Raw genomic sequence first — 16,067 nt, forward strand, 5'->3', positions numbered from 1 at the left:
CTCGCTCAGATGCCGCTGCGGGGTACCGGCGGCAGGGCCGCCGGCACATAGTGCATCGCCGTGCCGTGCGCGCTGACGGTCCCCACGCGCTGCCAGTGCGGCTGCTGTGCGGCGTGGCGGGCGCTCTGGGCCCCCGCGCTGTACGCGCTGTACGAGCTGCCGTACGAATGGCTGTACGAGCCCGTACTGTGCGGGATGCTTCCGAAGGCGGTGAAGCCCAGCTTCTCCTCACCGCTGCGGTCGCCGGGCAGTGCGCGGAAGGACTTGACGTACTCGGCGTAGAGCGCGTCGTAGATCGGCGTGGCCGATGGGCCGCCCAGGGAGTCCTGAGCCGATCGCGCGGAGGGGATCGGCGAGAAGGACTGGCGGCGGGGAACGTCGTATGCGTGCACGTAGGTCCAAACGACCCCGAGGGTCAGGAGATGCGGCCCTTGTACGGCTTTCGCCTCAGTGCGGCGCGAGTGGGTGACGCGCAGGTCAGGTGCCGGCCAGCGGCAGGGCCGCGCCGACCAGCACTCCGGTCGCCGCCGCCTTGTCCAGGGCGTCCCGCATCAGGTCCTCGCGCGGCTGGCGGCCGATCGAGCCGACGGGCGCGGCGAACATCAGCACCTGCTGGTGCTTGTTGGCGGCCGCGCGCCAGGGGTCGGTCACCTGGAGCGGCTGGTGCGCCTGCCACCAGGCCACCGGCTGGCCGCCGTTGGCACCGGGCTGGAGCACCGCGTGCAGCTGGCCCACGGCGAGCAGCACCGACCAGCCGTGCAGCACCGGCGGTACGGCGGACAGGTCGGCCAGCGGCATGAAGCCCTGCTCGGTGAGCAGCGGCAGGAAGTCGTCGCCGGAGCCGGTGGTGCCGGCCCGGGCGATGGGCGCGGTCGGCTCCACCACCAGGGCCGGGTGCAGCTCCCCGGCGATCAGGACGAGCCCGCTGGTCACGCCGAGCACCGCCGGCTCGGGCGCCGACTGGTCGGACACCATGCCGCCGGTGTCACCGGCGATGGACTTCACGGCGCCCCGGAGCTGCTCCTCGGTCACCTGGACGACCTGCGAGGGCAGGCAGCCGGAGTGGGCGAAGGCGAGGACTGCGGTCTCGTCACCGATGAACAGGACGGTGCTGGTGCGCTCCTGCTCGGAGTCGCCCGGAGTGCGGCAGGACGTGCAGTCGTAACTGCCCGGCGCGGTCTCTCCGGCGAGCAGTCGGTCTGCTTCTTCGTCGCCGATCTCGGCGCGTACCTCGTCGCTGACGTCGAGCATGCGCGGCACGGGTGGCTCCCTCGGGGATGCGGTGCGTGGCAAAGCCGGGTGGCTCCCGGCCCGTGGTCCGGGTAGGCCCCGGCTCATGAAGAAGACAACGGGCGATCTGTGGCGGGAGTCACGCCCCAGGGCGAACGGAATCGAACCAACCAGCGCGCAGGGTCACGTTCGGCACGGAATCGCGCACTCACGGTCAAGTACCTTGTTTGTAAAGGGCGTTGAAGTGGTGAAGTGGGTCACACGTCACCAAGCCGGTTGGTCGACAAATCATGAAATCCAGGAATGAAGTGGGTGTCCTGAAATTGCCGTTACCCGAGGTATCGGCGAACTGGCCTGGCGTGACGGGCCGCTGGTTGATGACAGGCCGTCAACTCCTTAGATTCCTCCGCCGTGTGCAGCGAGCACCGCTCGGGTACGTCCGCCGGCCGCACGGTTCTCCGGAACCGCGCAGCACCACCACCGGCGGGCGGGGCGAGCGCGACCCACGTGCCCCATGGCGCGGGGAGTGGCGTTCCGCCTTGGGGGACCCCGGGTGTTTCGAGAGGGAACCACATGTCCGAATGTGCCGATACCACCCGCGACAGCGCCCGGAAGAACCCGGTTCGTACGACGGCGGTCCTCGCCGGGGCGGCTCTGCTCGCGCCCCTCGGACTGCTGGCGGCCACCGGCAACGCCGCGGCGGCTGACAGCGGGGTGTGGGACCGCATCGCCCAGTGCGAGAGCGGCGGCAACTGGCACATCAACACCGGCAACGGCTACTACGGCGGACTCCAGTTCGCCCCGTCGACCTGGAGCGCCTACGGCGGCACGGCCTACGCGGCCACCGCCGACCGGGCGAGCAAGTCCCAGCAGATCGCCGTCGCCACCAAGGTCCAGCGCGCCCAGGGCTGGGGCGCCTGGCCGACCTGCTCGGCTCGCGCCGGGGCGAGCGGAAGCGCACCCGCGGCTTCCGCCGCCGACCCGGTCACCTCCCAGCCCGCTCCGGAGAAGCAGTGGAAGGCGCCGGAGCGTTCCGCGCCGCACCCGAACCGCAGCACGTCCCGCGGCGACTACACCGTCCGCGAGGGCGACACCCTGAGCGGCGTCGCCACCCGGCACGGAACCACCTGGCAGCGCCTCTACGCCGCCAACAAAAGCGCCATCGGCGCAGACCCCAACATGATCGTGCCCGGCCTGCGTCTCGCCATCTGAGCCGCTGCTCCCCCTCGCCGGGACACGGAGGTCCCGTCCGGTCACTCGACCGGGCGGGACCTCCGCAGTGCGGGCGGGCGCCGGGTCATCGCCGGAGCTCGGCCGCCTCCCCAGCGAACACGACCGACCCGCGGCGCAGTTCGTAGACGATGGCCGGCCGGTCCCGCAGACCGGGCGGCAGCCGCTGCTCGGCGATCACCACGCACGCGTCGAGCGCGCCCAGCAGTTCGTACGTCCGGGCCGCGACCGGGGGCGCCATGCCCTGGGCGGGCTCGTCGACGAGCACCACACGCGCGCGTGCCAGCAGGGCCCGGGACAGGGCGAGCATGCGCTGCTCCCCGCCGGAGAGGGTGCCGGCGCGCCGTTCCAGCAGGGGTCGCAGCTGCGGATAGGCGTCGAGGGCCGGGATGTGGTCCGGGGCGGCGAGTCCGAGGTTCTCGCGCACGCTGAGCGAGCCGAACACGGCCTGCCGCTCCGGGACGAGGCACAGTCCGCGCCGGGCCCGCTCGTACGCCGGTACGCGGGTCACGTCGGCGCCGTCCCACACCACCGCCCCGCCCGACAGGGGCACGGTGCCGGCCAGCGCGCGCAGGGCGGTGGTGCGGCCGGAGCCGTTGCGGCCCAGCAGGACGGTGAGGCCGGGGCCGGGCGCCGCGAGGGTGACGCCGTGCAGGGCCTCCAGGGGGCCGTAGCGCACGCGCGCGTGGCGCAGGGAGATCGTCGTCATCGCCCGGCCGCCGTTCCCAGGGCGTCCAGGACGTGCTCGGGCGGACCGGAGGCGACGATCCGGCCCGCGGTCATCACGTGCACGACATCGGCGAGGCCCGCGACCAGGTCCAGGTCGTGCTCGACGACGAGCAGGGCCGTGCCGTCGGCGGCCAGGGCCTTCAGGACCCGGGCCAGGGCGGCCACTTCGGCGCTGTCGAGACCGGCGGCGGGCTCGTCGAGCAGCAGGACGCGGGGGCCGCCCGCGAGCACCCGGGCCAGCTCCACGCGCCGCAGTGTCCCGGTGGGCAGCCCGGCGGCGGGCAGGGCACGGACCGGCCCGTCCAGTCCGAGCATCCTGAGCGTCCGCTCCACCGCGCCCGGGTCGGTGACCCGGCCCTGCTCGGCGCCCACCCGGACGTTCTCGGCCACGGTCAGCGACGGGAAGACGGCCAGTTGCTGGAACGTCCGTGCGACACCGAGCCGGGACCGGGCGTGAGCGGGGAGCGCGGTGATGTCCCGCCCGGCGAGCCGCACGGTTCCGCGCGCGGGGCGCAGTGTCCCGGCCAGGCAGTGGAACAGGGTGCTCTTCCCGGCCCCGTTGGGGCCCACGACGGCGGTGATCCGGCCGGGGGAGAGGTCCAGGTCGACTCCGTCGAGCGCGGTGAAGCCGCCGTAGCGGGCGTGGAGACGGCGGGCGGTGAGGAGGGGAGCGGCAGGGGCGGGGGATGCGGGGGTGTCCGGGGGCACCGACGGCCGGCTGCCGCTGTCGTGGGGTGCCGTTCCGGCCGCACCCGTCGCCGTCGCCCCCGTGGGCACCGGCGCCGGCCGGGCCGCCCCTGGCTCCGCCGGGCGCAGCAGCGCGCGGGCCCGGGCGCCCAGCGGTGTCAGGGCCGGGGTGCGGCGCAACCGCAGGCGCTCCGCCGCCGTGCGCAGGGCCTCGTACGGGCCGCCGGGGAAGCGGCCCACGAGGATCGCCAGGACGCCGATCAGGGCCGCGGCGACACCGCCCCGGGTGCCCGCGTCCAGGCCGACCAGGAGGGCCGCGGCGGCGAGGGCGCCGAGGGTGCTGTCGGCGCCCAGCACCACGACCGCCGCGAACCACAGCAGTCCGCGCACCGGGTCGTACGCGGCGGCGTCGAAGGCCCGCAGGCCCATGCCGAGCATGCCGCCGCCCAGCGCGGCGAGCGCGGCGCCCGCGACGAAGGCCAGCAGCTTGAGGGACGGCACCCGGACGCCCGCCGCCTGCGCGCCCCGCTCGTGGTCCCGCATGGCCGCCAGGGCCCGGCCCGTCCGCCCTCGGCGCAGGGCGTGCGTGGCCAGCAGCGCGACCGCCAGCAGGAGCAGCTCCAGGACGTAGTAGGCACGGTCCCCGTCGAAGCCTGCCGGGCGGCCCAGCGTCAGGCCCGATGTGGCGTACGGCTGGGCGAAGACGAACCGGCTCACCCCCACGCCGACCGCGAAGGTCGCCAGCGCCAGCGCCAGGCCCCGGCGGCCGATCGCCGGCCAGCCGGTGAGCAGGCCCAGCGGCGCCACCAGGACGACCGCCACCGCGAGGGCCGCCAGCTCCGGCAGCCGGGGCAGCCCCGGGAAACGGCCCGCCGCCAGCAGCGCGGTGAACAGGGCGCCCAGACCCGCGTACGCCGCCTGGCCCAGCGAGATCTGGCCGCCCCGGCCGGTGACCACCACCAGGGACAGCAGGATCACGGCCAGCGCCGGCACCTGGACCGAGGTGTGCAGGTCCCGGCCGGCCAGGCCCAGCGGCAGCAGGAACAGCACGGCCGCCACGATCCACGCGCCGGGCGGGGTCGGGACCCGGGCGGTGGCGGTGCGCGGCAGCGCGTCCCGGGTGCCCACGCCCGGCAGCACCAGGGCCGCGATCAGCAGCGCGACGACGAACAGGTTCGTGCCCACGGCCTGGAGCAGCGGCTCGCCCCAGCCCGACGGATGCAGCCGCGTGAGCTGACTCTGCGCCACCCCGACGGCCAGCGCCACCACCACCGCGACCGGCAGGCTCCGCATCCGCGCGGCCACCGCGACCGCCACGACCTCCATCACGAGCAGCGGCAGCCCGTACGGGTCGAGACGCACGTACGGCGCCAGCAGCACACCCGTCAGACCCGCCGTGAACGAGCCGAACGCCCAGCCCGCCGCCGCGACCCGGTCCGCGTCGATGCCGCCCAGCACGGCGAGCTGCCGGTCGTCCACCACGGCCCGCAGCTCCCGCCCGAACCGCGTCCGGCGGACCACCACCGCCACCCCGGCCGCCAGCACCAGCACCACCGTCAGCTGTCCCCACGGCTCGTCCGGCACCAGCTCCGGCGCGTCCTCACGCGCCCCCTGCCCCCACAGCAGCGCCGCCCCGCCCACCAGCAGCACGAACACCCCGATGGACGCCACCAGCGTCTGTGCCGGATCACCGCCGAGCACCGCCAGCGGCCGGAAGACGAACCGCTCCAGTACGACCCCCAGCCCCGGCGCCAGCACCAGCAGGGTCACCGTCGCCCCGAGCCACAGCGGCCAGCCCCACTCGACCACGCACTGCCGCAGCACATACGCGCACACCATCGCGATCGCGCCGTGCGCGAAGTTGAGCACGCCGGTGGCTCGGTACGTCACGATCAGGCCGATCCCGGTCAGCGCCGCCGCGCTGCCCACCGAGAGGCCGGCCAGGGTGAGGTCGTACGTCAGCGAGGACATCGGCCGGGCTCAGTCGGTTTCCCCGGTGGGCTCGCAGATCGGGCAGGGGTCCAGTTCACCGCTCGCCACCAGCTTGGAGTCCACCGGGACCGCCTCCGCCTTGCCCGCGACCAGCGGACAGTCCGCGCGGTGCCACAGCGTGCCGCCCGGCACCATCAACCGCTCGCCGCTGACCGCGAGCGGCGCGAGGGAGGCCTGCCCGGTCTCGGCGCGCCCCCGAGGGCCGTCGGGTTCGGCGGCCACCAGCAGGCCGTACAGCTCCTCCACGCGCGCGGCGGCGATCGCGCCCCGGCCGTGGGCCAGCAGCACCGCCCCGGAGACGATCAGCGCCGCGCCGGGGACCGTGCAGGAGGCGAGATAGGGAAGCTGGCGTTCCGCGAAGCGCTCGCCGGAGACGCCGTACCAGCCGACGACGCACAGCACCGCGCCCGCGGCCAGGGCCGCCCAGCCCGCCCACAGAACGGGATGCACGGTCCGCAGTCGGCTTGTTCGCATCGCTGGCTCCCACACGTCGGTTCGGCTGTGTGCTGGCTGCCTGTTCAAGTCCGGCGATCGCTTGCACTATGCCCCGTGGAAGCTGACCCTGAAAGCACCGGGCGCACATGGCCCGGACCGACACCCGGTGGTGAGCCAGATGGTTCTCGGCAGCGACCTCAGGCGGGGTAGAGCGACAGAGGGCCCGCGAGCCGCAGGACGGGGCACGGCCATCGCGGCCGCCCTGGTCCTGGCCCTCGCCCCGGCCCTCGCGGCGTGCAGCGACGACAGCGGCGGCGGCAGCGAGAGCACGCCGCCCACACCGACCGCGGAGCGGACCACGAGCGCCCCGGCGAGCGCGCCGGCGGACCGGACCGCGGCCGAGCAGGAGATCAAGCAGAACTGGGAGACGTTCTTCGACCCGCAGACCTCCACCGAGGACAAGCAGGCCGTCCTGGAGAACGGCGACCGGATGGGGCCGGTCCTCCAGGCCTTCAGCGGTGACGAACGCGGCGGGCAGGTCGAGGCGCAGGTCACCAAGGTCGAGTTCACCTCGGCGACCGGCGCGGATGTGACGTACACGCTCACTCTGAAGGGGGCCACCGCTCTGCCGGACGCCTCCGGGACAGCCGTCGAGCAGGAGGGCACCTGGAAGGTGTCCGTCAAGACGCTGTGCTCGCTGGTGCAGATGAGCGGCAATGGGTCGCCGGTCCCGGGCTGCTGAGATCATCGCCGCGGTGCTGCTGCTCGCCCTGAGCGCGGCCTGCGGCAGCCGGCTCCCGGAGAGCGACTTCGAGCACGACGACCGCACCCCGGCGCCCCGCGACTCCGCCCCGCTGCGGGTCGGCATCATCACCAGCGCCACCAGCCCGGTCGGCGGCAACGCCTTCACCGGCCCGCGCGATGGCGCCAAGGCCTGGTTCGACCGGCTCAACGCGCGCGGCGGCATCGACGGCCGCCGCGTCGAGGTGCGCCTGTGCGACGACGGCGGCAGCGGCGTCGGCAACAACGAGTGCGTCCACAAACTCGTCGAGGAGGACGACGTCGTCGCCCTGGTCGCCACCACCGCCCTGGACTACGCGGGCGCCTCCCGCGTCTCCCGCGCGCGCGTGCCCGACATCGGCGGCCAGCCCATCGGCGGCGCCTACGACACCTACCCGCACCTCTACGGCATCTACGGCAGCCTGGCGCCCCGCGACGGCACCACCGGCTGGGACGGCAAGCTGTACGGCGGCACCGAGGTCTACCGCTACTTCAAACGCGAGCACGGCGCCCGTACCGCCGCCGTCGTCTCCTACAACCAGTCCGCCTCCGCCGCCTACGCCCGGCTCGTCGAGCGGGGCCTGCGCGCCGAGGGCTACAAGGTCGTCACCGAGCAGGTCGACTTCGCCCTGCCCAACTTCCGCGCCGTCGCCGCCGACCTGAAGGAACAGGGCGCCGACCTGGTCTTCGACGCCATCGACTCCCACGGCAACGCCCGGCTCTGCCAGGCCATGGACCAGGTCGGCGCCCAGGTCACCGCCAAGGTGACCAACGTGCAGAGCTGGACGTCCACCGTCCCCGACGACTACGAGGACGCCCCGCGCTGCCGCAACGCCCTCTGGGCGACCGGCGCGAGCCGCGACTTCGACGACACCGGCCATCCGGCCGTACGGGAGTTCCGCGAGGCGACGAAGGGACTGAAGACGCACTCCCAGTGGCAGTTGGAGGGATGGGCCGCCGCACGCTGGTTCACCGACGCGGCGAAGTCCTGCGCGAAGAGCGGCATCACGCGCGCGTGCGTCGACGGCTACATGGACCGCAGCCAGGGCTACACGGCGGGCGGACTGCTCCTGCCCGTCGAGTTCCGGCGGCTCGCCGAACCCCCGAGGACCCGGGATACCTGCCTGTCGGTGGCCCGCTGGCAGGACGGCGAGGGCTGGGTCGGCCAGGGCGACATGAACCGCACCTGCTTCGACGTGCCGCAATTGGCGTACGAGCCTTGAGGACGGCAAGCCCTTGCGGACAGTGGCTGTCCGCAAGGGCTGACAGACTCGCCCTCATGTTGGAGACCTCGGCCCGCCTGCTGCGTCTGCTGTCCCTGCTCCAGGCCCACCGCGAGTGGTCCGGCGCCGATCTGTCCGAGCGGCTCGGCGTCAGCGCCCGGACCCTGCGCCGCGACGTCGACCGGCTGCGCGAACTCGGCTACCCGGTCAACGCCAGCCCCGGCACGGGCGGCGGCTATCAGCTCGGCGCCGGCGCCGAACTCCCGCCGCTGCTGCTGGACGACGACGAGGCCGTGGCGGTGGCGATCGGGCTGCGCACGGCCGCCGGGCAGGGCATCGAGGGCATCGGCGAGACCTCGGTACGGGCCCTCGCCAAGCTGGAACAGGTGCTGCCGAACCGGCTGCGCCGCCGGGTGGGCGCCCTCAACGCCTTCACCGTGCCGATGCTGCGCGGCCCCGTGCCCGACGCCGTCGACCCCGTCGTGCTGACCGAGCTCGCCCACCTCTGCCGGGACGCGGAACGCCTGCGCTTCGAGTACCGCGGCCACGACGGCACCCTCAGCCGCCGCAGCGTCGAACCGCACCGCCTGGTGTGCACCGAGCGCCGCTGGTATTTGGTCGCCTGGGACCTGGAGCGGGAGGACTGGCGCACGTTCCGCGTGGACCGCGTCACGCCCCGGCCGCCGCACGGCCCGCGCTTCGTCCCCCGCCCGCCGCCCGCCGAGGACCTGGCCGCCTACGTCTCCCAGGGCGTCTCCACCCGCGTGTACGCCACCCACGCCGTGGTGCGGCTCCTGGCTCCCCTGGAGGAGGCCGCCGCCCACATCTCGCCCTCCGCCGGGGTGCTGGAGGCCGAGGGCCCCGACACCTGCCTGCTGCGCTGCGGCGCCGGGAGCCTCGACGTGATGGTGATCCACGTGGTGATGCTGGGCTTCGAGTTCGAGGTGCTGGAGCCGGTGGAGCTGATCGAGGCGGTCAGGAGGACTCGCGACCGGCTTGATGGCGCTTTGGCTCGGGCTGCGCAGTCACCGCCGCGTACTGCGGATGGTGCAGGTCGAACGCCGGCGACTCGGACCGGATCCGGGGGAGCGTCGTGAAGTTGTGCCGGGGCGGCGGGCAGGACGTCGCCCACTCCAGGGAGCGGCCGTAGCCCCAGGGGTCGTCGACCTCGACCTTCTCGCCGTACTTGGCGGTCTTCCACACGTTGTAGAGGAACGGCAGCGTCGACATGCCGAGCAGGAACGCGCCGATCGTCGAGACGGTGTTGAGCGCGGTGAACCCGTCCGCGGCGAGATAGTCCGCGTACCGGCGGGGCATGCCCTCGGCGCCCAGCCAGTGCTGCACCAGGAACGTGGTGTGGAAGCCGACGAAGAGCGCCCAGAACTGGATCTTGCCGAGCCGTTCGTCGAGCATCTTCCCGGTGAACTTCGGCCACCAGAAGTAGAACCCGCCGAAGATCGCGAAGACGACGGTGCCGAAGACGACGTAGTGGAAGTGCGCGACCACGAAGTACGAGTCCGTCACATGGAAGTCCATCGGCGGCGACGCCAGGATCACCCCGGTCAGTCCGCCGAACAGGAACGTCACCAGGAAGCCCGTCGCCCAGAGCATCGGGGTCTCGAAGGACAGCGAGCCCTTGAGCATGGTGCCGGTCCAGTTGAAGAACTTCACGCCCGTCGGCACGGCGATCAGGAAGCTCATCAGGGAGAAGAAGGGCAGCAGCACCGCGCCCGTGGCGAACATGTGGTGCGCCCACACGATCATCGACAGGCCGGTGATCGCCATCGTCGCGCCGACCAGGGTCAGATAGCCGAACATCGGCTTGCGGCTGAAGACCGGGATGATCTCCGTGATGATCCCGAAGAACGGCAGCGCGATGATGTACACCTCGGGATGCCCGAAGAACCAGAACAGGTGCTGCCACAGGATCGCCCCGCCGTTGGCCGAGTCGAAGACCTGCGAGCCGAACCGCCGGTCCGCCTCCAGCACCAGCAGCGCCGCCGCCAGCACCGGGAACGCCATCAGGATCATGATCGACGTGAAGAGCGTGTTCCAGACGAAGATCGGCATCCGGAACATCGTCATGCCGGGGGCGCGCATCCCGATGATGGTCGTGATGAAGTTGACCGCGCCGAGGATCGTGCCGAAGCCGGACAGCGCCAGCCCCATGATCCACAGATCGGCCCCGATTCCCGGGGTGCGCTCCGCGCTGTTGAGCGGGGCGTAGGCGGTCCAGCCGAAGTCCGCCGGGCCGGACGGCACCAGCAGCGAGCCGAGCACCATCAGCCCGCCGAACAGGAACAGCCAGTACGACAGCATGTTCAGCCGGGGGAAGGCGACGTCGGGCGCGCCGATCTGGAGCGGCATCAGCTCGTTGGCGAAGCCCGCGAAGGTCGGCGTCGCGAACAGCAGCAGCATGATCGTGCCGTGCAGCGTGAACGCCTGGTTGAACTGGGTGTTGTCGATGATCTGGAGTCCCGGGCGGGCCAGTTCGGCGCGCATCAGCAGCGCCATCACCCCGGCGACCAGGAAGAAGAGGAACGACGTGATCAGGTAGAGGTGGCCGATCTTCTTGTGGTCGGTCGTCGTCAGCCAGTCGACCACCACCCGCCCGTGCCGTGTCCTCGGCACGGTCGGCGCCGTCGGCTGTACGGTCTGCGTCCCCATCGCTCGCTCGCCCCTTCGCTCATCGCGTACCGGGCCCGCCGAAGCCCGCGCCGCAGGTGCCCGCGAGCTCACGCCATGATGCTCGGGGCACCGCGCGCTCCGACAGGGGCGTATCGGCCTCTGTGTGCCCGATCCACGCATTTCCTGTGCGGCGCCGGTTCGGCCGGACCGGTGGCGGCGCCGGAATGGAATGGAGCTCCGGGGGTACTTCTCCCGGCACTTTCCGCCGGGCTTTTCCAGGAGCTCATGTGACACGCGGGAATTACGATCGAATGCCTGCGGAAGGCCTACGGAAGGCCTACAGAACCGCTCTTCCGTGTGACGGACATCGCGGGAAACGGCTGTCGTGATCTTGTGACAGAAGTGTGACCGGGGCCGGACAGCCACCGGGGGTAGCGTGGCGGCATGGCACCCATTCCGACACCTTCCGCGGAACCCGACGACAGCCCGGACACCTATGTCGGCCTGGCGGCCGACCGGGCCGAACACCTCGCGCGTGAGCGTGGCTGGCCGACGGTGCGCACCCTGCCGCCGGGGGCGATCATCACGATGGAGTACCGCGTGGGACGGCTGAACTTCGAGGTGAAGGGCGGCCGGGTGGCGCGGGCCTGGAAGGGCTGAGGACACGCGCGAAGGCCCCGGTTCCGCAGTGGAACCGGGGCCTTCGCGCGTCTGTCAGGGGTGGGCCGAGGAGGTCGAGCCGCGCGGGTGCCGCTCCGGGTGCGGAGGGCGGCGGCTGCCGGCCGGGGTGACCGGGGTGCGCTCCGAGCGGGCCGTGTGCGGCCCCGGGGCCAGGTAGGCCGGGGCCCGGGGCGAGCGGGCCGCGACGTCCTCCCGGTCGGCGGGCAGCGGCGTGACCACCACGGGCGGCGCGCTGACCGGGACGGCGGCCGTACCGTCGCGGCCGGACCGCCAGCGGTCGCGCAGGTCGAAGATCCGGGCCTCGGCACGGGCGATCAGCGGCTCGAACCACGGCAGGGCGAGCAGGATCAGCAGACCCGCGACCCAGCCGAGGAGCACATCGCTCAGCCAGTGCGTACCGAGATAGACGGTGGCCATCCCGACGCCGAGCGAGGTCACGGCGGAGACGGCGGACAGCCAGCGGCGCGCTCTCGGGGTGGAGGCGAGGTAGGCCAGGATTCCCCAGGTCACCACGGCGTTGGCGGTGTGACCGCTCGGAAATATATCGCCGCCGCGCCACATCTCGTTCGAGCCGATTATGGTCGCGTAGTGCGGTCCGAGGCGGCCCATGCCGTACTTGGCGGCGCCGACCGTGATGTTCAGCAGCAGCAGCGAGACGCCGAGGGCGAGCATCGGACGCAGGGTGTGCTGCCGCCACGAGCGCCAGCCCAGCCAGGCCGCGACCATCACCGCGGTCGGGCCGCGCTGGCCGAGCACCACGTAGTAGTCGACGAACCAGTGGATCTCCGACCACTGCTGGTACGGCCGGAAGAACATGACCTGCCAGTCGAGCCGGACCAGCCAGGACGTGATCACCACGGCCCACACGATCGCGCCGTAGAACGCGGCGGTGGCCGCGAACAGCACGATGCGGTGCCTGCTCATCTTCGGCACATCGATGTGGGCGGGTCGTTCCGGCTCACGATCCAGCCGGGCGAACACCCGGTCCAGACGGGTGAGCTTCGGTTCGGTACGCACCCAATCGACGTTACAGCGAGTGAGCTCTGATCCCGGGCGAATCAACGGCTTTGTGATGACGATGTGATGTGGGATTCCTCTCAGCAGGACGTTTATTTCCACCGAATCTGCAATCGTCGGCCGCTGCGGCCTTCAATTCCTTTGATCATTCCGGATGGGGGTTTTATTGCGCTTTTGAATTCGTTCACCGGAGCATGGTGCGGAATTACCCCGGCGCTCACAGCGGGTCAGGGCGGACCGGAGCCGTTCAGCCAGAACGCGCCGTACACCGCGGAGGCTACCGCCACCGACCCGAGCACCACCGTTGACCTGCGCGTACGCAGCCGGGCGAGGGCCAGCGCGAGGGGCAGGAGCAGCGGGAACGCGGGCACCAGCAGGCGCGGTTTCGAGCCGAAGTAGCTCGACGCGCACAGCGCGAGCGCGGTGACGACCCCGGTGTAGACCAGCAGCGGGAGCGGCTGGCGCTGACGTACCCCGACCAGATACAGCCAGACGACTGACACGACCCCGGCGATCAGCCCGACGCCGGCCAGGGCCGAGGGGAACGACGTGAACTTCTCGGCGACGAACCGGGCGAAGGCGTAACCGCCGTCGAAGCCGTTGCGCCACCCCGCCTGCACCTCGAGATAGCCGAGCGGCCCCTTGCCGGTGTGGTGGCCGACCCACAGGACGTAGCCGGCGGTGCCGAGGGGGGCCAGCAGCATGCCGAGGACACGGGAGGCGTCGGCCGAGGCGGAGGCGACGACGGAAGGGGACGCGGACGGGGAGGCGGACGAAGAGGTGAGGGCGGAGGCGGGGGCGCTTGGCGTGATGTGCGCGCCGTCCGGCTCGTTCGCGCGTCGGTCCCGCACGAAAGAGGCGATGGCCGCCACCCACACCGCCGCCACCACCGCCATCCCCACCGGACGGGTCAGCCCCGCCAGCAGCGCCAGCACGCCCGCCACAGGGAGCCGGCCGGTCAGGACCGCGTACAGCGCCCACGCGGCGAGCGCCGTGAACAGGGACTCGCTGTACGCCATCGACTGCACGATCCCGACCGGGAGGACGGCCCACAGCAGCACCGCGCACACCCCGGCCCGGCGGCCGTACACATGGTCGGCCACCGCGAAGATTCCCCAGGCCGCGGCGAGGGAGGCGACCAGACTGACGAGGAAACCCCCGTCCGCGGGGGACAGCGGGGACACCGCCGTCACCAGCCGCTCCAGCCAGGGCAGCAGCGGGAAGAACGCCAGATTGGAGTGCACGTCCCCGTTGGCCAGGCGCACCTCGTAGCCGTAGCCGAGCTCGGCGACCCTGGTGTACCAGAGCGCGTCCCAGCGAGCGGTCAGCAGTGTGTACGCGTCCTTGTCGCGGGCAGCGCTCCACACGGCCAGGGCGACGAGGCCCAGGGCGCGTACGGCCGCGTACCCCAGGAGCGCCGGGGCCGCCCGGCGCAGCGCCCCGGCGCGGGATGGCGGGGCCGCGCGCGTCTCGAGATCGGTCACGGGCCCGATTATCGACCCGGGGCGGAACCGGGCGGCCGGGCGGGGCGTGGTGGAGGCAGAGGGGGCGGCAGTAGGGGGCGGCGGAGGAGTGGCGGAGAAGTGGCGACGGAGTGGCGTACGCCACATCGTTCCGCCGGAACTGTGAGAGGTCCGCCACTGGGCTCCGGCGGGGACTCGCGTACTCTGACGTGTCACTCGCTTTTCGTTTGCGCGGGCCGGAGACCACCACCACCGCTCCTCTCCGGCCGAGTCGCGGGGGCGTCCCCCACCCCGTGAGCCCGCCGATCGCGAGGGAACATCTGGGAGGTACGTACATGTCCGGGACGACCACGGCTGCCGCTGCGCTGCGCCGTCGGGCGGCCGGGGCCGGTGCCAACCGCTGGGTGGTTCTCGTCGTCCTCTGCGTCAGCCTGCTGCTGGTCGCCGTCGACGCCACCGTGCTGCACGTGGCGGTTCCCGCCGTCACGGAGGACCTGAGGCCCGGCGGGATCGAGCTGCTCTGGATCGTCGATGTCTACCCGCTCGTCTGCGCCTCGCTGCTGATCCTCTTCGGCACGCTGGGCGACCGCGTCGGACGCCGAAGGGTCCTGCTCCTCGGGTACGCGCTGTTCGGCGTGGCCTCCGGTATGGCGGCCCTGGCGGACAACGCCCAGGTGCTGATCGTGGCGCGGGCGCTGCTCGGCGTGGGCGGCGCGATGATCATGCCCGCGACCCTGTCGATCCTGCGCCAGGTCTTCCCGGACCGGCGCGAGCGGGCGCTCGCGATCGGCATCTGGAGCGCCGTGGCCGCGGTGGGCGCGGCGGTCGGGCCGCTGCTCGGCGGCTTCCTGCTGGAGCACTTCTGGTGGGGTTCGGTCTTCCTCGTCAACATTCCTTTGATGCTGGTCAGTCTTCCGGTGGGGCGGCTGCTGCTGCCCGAGTCGAAGGGCGACGGCACCGGCCCCTGGGACGTCATCGGCGCCCTGATGGCGGCGGCCGGGCTGTTCGGCATGGTGCTGGGCGTCAAGCGGCTCGGGGGCGGGGAGCCGGTGTGGAGCATGTTCACCGTGCTGCCGCTGGTCCTCGGGGCCGCGCTCCTGGTGGGCTTCGTACGGCGGCAGCGGCGGCGGACGTATCCGCTGGTCGACCTCAAGATGTTCGCGCGGCCGGCGTTCAGCACGTCCGTCGGCTGCATCGTGCTGGCGATGCTCGCGCTGGTCGGTCTGGAGCTGATCGCGGCGCAGTATCTGCAGCTCGTGCTCGGGCTGTCGCCGCTGGAGACGGGGTTGCGGCTGCTGCCGCTGACGTTCGCGGCGATGGCGGCCGGGCTGGCCGGGGCGCGGATGCTGCGGCGCTTCGGGCCGCGGCGGATGGTGAGCGTCGGGTTCTGTGTCACGGCGTTCGCGGTGCTGCTGCTGACGGCGCTGGGGCGTACGGACCAGTGCGCGCTGATGCTGACCGCGTTCGTGCTGCTCGGCTTCGGGCTGGAGACGACGCTGTTCGGGGCGTACGAGTCGATGCTGAGCGAGGCGCCGCAGGAACAGGCCGGTGGGGCGGCGGCGATCGGGGAGACGTCCTACCAGCTCGGGGCCGGCATCGGGATCGCGCTGCTCGGCAGCGTGATGAACGCGGCGTACGCGCCTGGACTGTCCGGTGTGTCGGGGGTGCCGGAGTCGGCGTCCTCCTCGGCGGGGCATTCGCTGGGGGAGGCCTACGAGGTCGCCGCGCGGCTGGGCGGGTCGGCCGGGGCCGCGCTGCGGCATGCCGCCCGGGACGCGTTCGTGCACGGGCTGCATGTGACGTTGCTGGTGAGCGCGGGGCTGTTGCTGCTCGGGGCGGCGATGGCGCTGCGGTTGCCGCGGGCGATGCAGTGCGAGGAGGAGGCGGGCGGTGCGGTGGAGGTACCCGCACCCAGGGACGCCGCGGAGTCCCGCGTCTCGGTGTGACTCGCCCACCCACGCACCGCCCGTAA

General features: G+C 72.6%; 13 protein-coding genes and 1 pseudogene. 6 read left to right on the forward strand and 8 right to left on the reverse strand.

Annotation, left to right across the window (positions count from 1 at the left end; translation table 11 throughout):
* Window positions 1-5: 5 nt before the first annotated feature.
* Together KJK29_RS30455 and KJK29_RS30460 are read right to left on the reverse strand one after the other, a co-directional pair.
* Entirely contained in the window at window positions 6-392 is a 387-nt protein-coding gene (locus KJK29_RS30455) for a hypothetical protein (protein ID WP_215122383.1), read from the reverse strand.
* An 85-nt stretch (window positions 393-477) separates the two neighbouring features.
* Window positions 478-1,260, reverse strand: a complete 783-nt coding sequence (locus KJK29_RS30460) for a hypothetical protein (protein ID WP_215122384.1) — start codon at window positions 1,258-1,260, stop codon at window positions 478-480.
* A 543-nt stretch (window positions 1,261-1,803) separates the two neighbouring features.
* Here KJK29_RS30460 and KJK29_RS30465 point away from each other — a divergent pair.
* Entirely contained in the window at window positions 1,804-2,442 is a 639-nt protein-coding gene (locus KJK29_RS30465; protein ID WP_215122385.1) for a LysM peptidoglycan-binding domain-containing protein, read from the forward strand.
* Between the two features lie 85 nt (window positions 2,443-2,527).
* Here the strand turns inward: KJK29_RS30465 and KJK29_RS30470 are convergent, their stop codons facing one another.
* Genes KJK29_RS30470 through KJK29_RS30480 form a run of 3 tightly spaced genes read right to left on the reverse strand, consistent with a single transcriptional unit; the run spans window position 2,528 to window position 6,342 of the window.
* The gene (locus KJK29_RS30470) at window positions 2,528-3,169 is read right to left on the reverse strand and encodes an ABC transporter ATP-binding protein (RefSeq protein WP_215122386.1); all 642 of its coding nucleotides are present in this window, start codon (window positions 3,167-3,169) and stop codon (window positions 2,528-2,530) included.
* Window positions 3,166-5,847 (reverse strand): ABC transporter permease subunit, encoded by a 2,682-nt coding sequence (locus KJK29_RS30475; RefSeq protein ID WP_215122387.1) that lies wholly within the window; start codon window positions 5,845-5,847, stop codon window positions 3,166-3,168. Before KJK29_RS30475 ends, KJK29_RS30470 begins: the two co-directional genes overlap by 4 nt.
* 9 nt (window positions 5,848-5,856) lie before the next feature.
* Window positions 5,857-6,342: a hypothetical protein gene (locus KJK29_RS30480; RefSeq protein ID WP_215122388.1), complete on the reverse strand. Its 486-nt coding sequence runs from the start codon at window positions 6,340-6,342 to the stop codon at window positions 5,857-5,859.
* A 139-nt stretch (window positions 6,343-6,481) separates the two neighbouring features.
* On the opposite strand from KJK29_RS30480, the gene KJK29_RS30485 reads away from it, so the two are divergent.
* From KJK29_RS30485 to KJK29_RS30495, 3 genes are read left to right on the forward strand one after another with little or no spacing between them, the layout of a single operon-like run.
* Window positions 6,482-7,045 carry a hypothetical protein gene (locus KJK29_RS30485; RefSeq protein WP_215122389.1) on the forward strand — a complete coding sequence of 188 codons (564 nt, stop codon included), beginning with the start codon at window positions 6,482-6,484 and terminating at the stop codon, window positions 7,043-7,045.
* A complete protein-coding gene (locus tag KJK29_RS30490; RefSeq protein ID WP_215122390.1) occupies window positions 7,020-8,306 on the forward strand; it encodes an ABC transporter substrate-binding protein in 1,287 nt (428 codons plus the stop codon). Before KJK29_RS30485 ends, KJK29_RS30490 begins: the two co-directional genes overlap by 26 nt.
* Window positions 8,307-8,362: 56 nt before the next feature.
* Window positions 8,363-9,403, forward strand: a complete 1,041-nt coding sequence (locus KJK29_RS30495) for a helix-turn-helix transcriptional regulator (protein ID WP_215122391.1) — start codon at window positions 8,363-8,365, stop codon at window positions 9,401-9,403.
* Here the strand turns inward: KJK29_RS30495 and ctaD are convergent.
* Window positions 9,402-11,114 (reverse strand): annotated as a pseudogene (gene ctaD / locus KJK29_RS30500) (aa3-type cytochrome oxidase subunit I); the annotation flags it as partial. The gene KJK29_RS30495 and the pseudogene ctaD overlap by 2 nt on opposite strands.
* Window positions 11,115-11,378: 264 nt before the next feature.
* On the opposite strand from ctaD, the gene KJK29_RS30505 reads away from it, so the two are divergent.
* Window positions 11,379-11,594, forward strand: coding sequence for an I78 family peptidase inhibitor (locus KJK29_RS30505; RefSeq protein WP_215122392.1), 216 nt, complete (start codon window positions 11,379-11,381; stop codon window positions 11,592-11,594).
* A 54-nt stretch (window positions 11,595-11,648) separates the two neighbouring features.
* On the opposite strand, the gene KJK29_RS30510 is transcribed toward KJK29_RS30505, so the two are convergent.
* Both KJK29_RS30510 and KJK29_RS30515 read right to left on the reverse strand, forming a co-directional pair.
* Window positions 11,649-12,632: a phosphatase PAP2 family protein gene (locus KJK29_RS30510; RefSeq protein WP_215122393.1), complete on the reverse strand. Its 984-nt coding sequence runs from the start codon at window positions 12,630-12,632 to the stop codon at window positions 11,649-11,651.
* Between the two features lie 227 nt (window positions 12,633-12,859).
* Complete coding sequence (locus KJK29_RS30515; RefSeq protein WP_215122394.1) at window positions 12,860-14,116, reverse strand: glycosyltransferase family 39 protein; 1,257 nt, start codon at window positions 14,114-14,116, stop codon at window positions 12,860-12,862.
* A gap of 314 nt (window positions 14,117-14,430) precedes the next feature.
* Here KJK29_RS30515 and KJK29_RS30520 point away from each other — a divergent pair, with 314 nt between their 5' ends.
* Complete coding sequence (locus tag KJK29_RS30520; RefSeq protein WP_215122395.1) at window positions 14,431-16,041, forward strand: MFS transporter; 1,611 nt, start codon at window positions 14,431-14,433, stop codon at window positions 16,039-16,041.
* Window positions 16,042-16,067: the final 26 nt, after the last annotated feature.

Origin of the sequence: Streptomyces koelreuteriae (assembly GCF_018604545.1) — a bacterium.
Taxonomy (GTDB): Bacteria; Actinomycetota; Actinomycetes; order Streptomycetales; family Streptomycetaceae; genus Streptomyces; species Streptomyces koelreuteriae.

Coding starts and splice junctions, on each gene's coding strand:
- KJK29_RS30465 (WP_215122385.1), top strand. CDS start 1,804: ATGTCCGAATGTGCCGATACCACCCGCGACAGCGCCCGGAAGAACCCG.
- KJK29_RS30470 (WP_215122386.1), bottom strand. CDS start 3,169: ATGACGACGATCTCCCTGCGCCACGCGCGCGTGCGCTACGGCCCCCTG.
- KJK29_RS30475 (WP_215122387.1), bottom strand. CDS start 5,847: ATGTCCTCGCTGACGTACGACCTCACCCTGGCCGGCCTCTCGGTGGGC.
- KJK29_RS30480 (WP_215122388.1), bottom strand. CDS start 6,342: ATGCGAACAAGCCGACTGCGGACCGTGCATCCCGTTCTGTGGGCGGGC.
- KJK29_RS30485 (WP_215122389.1), top strand. CDS start 6,482: ATGGTTCTCGGCAGCGACCTCAGGCGGGGTAGAGCGACAGAGGGCCCG.
- KJK29_RS30490 (WP_215122390.1), top strand. CDS start 7,020: ATGGGTCGCCGGTCCCGGGCTGCTGAGATCATCGCCGCGGTGCTGCTG.
- KJK29_RS30495 (WP_215122391.1), top strand. CDS start 8,363: ATGTTGGAGACCTCGGCCCGCCTGCTGCGTCTGCTGTCCCTGCTCCAG.
- KJK29_RS30505 (WP_215122392.1), top strand. CDS start 11,379: ATGGCACCCATTCCGACACCTTCCGCGGAACCCGACGACAGCCCGGAC.
- KJK29_RS30520 (WP_215122395.1), top strand. CDS start 14,431: ATGTCCGGGACGACCACGGCTGCCGCTGCGCTGCGCCGTCGGGCGGCC.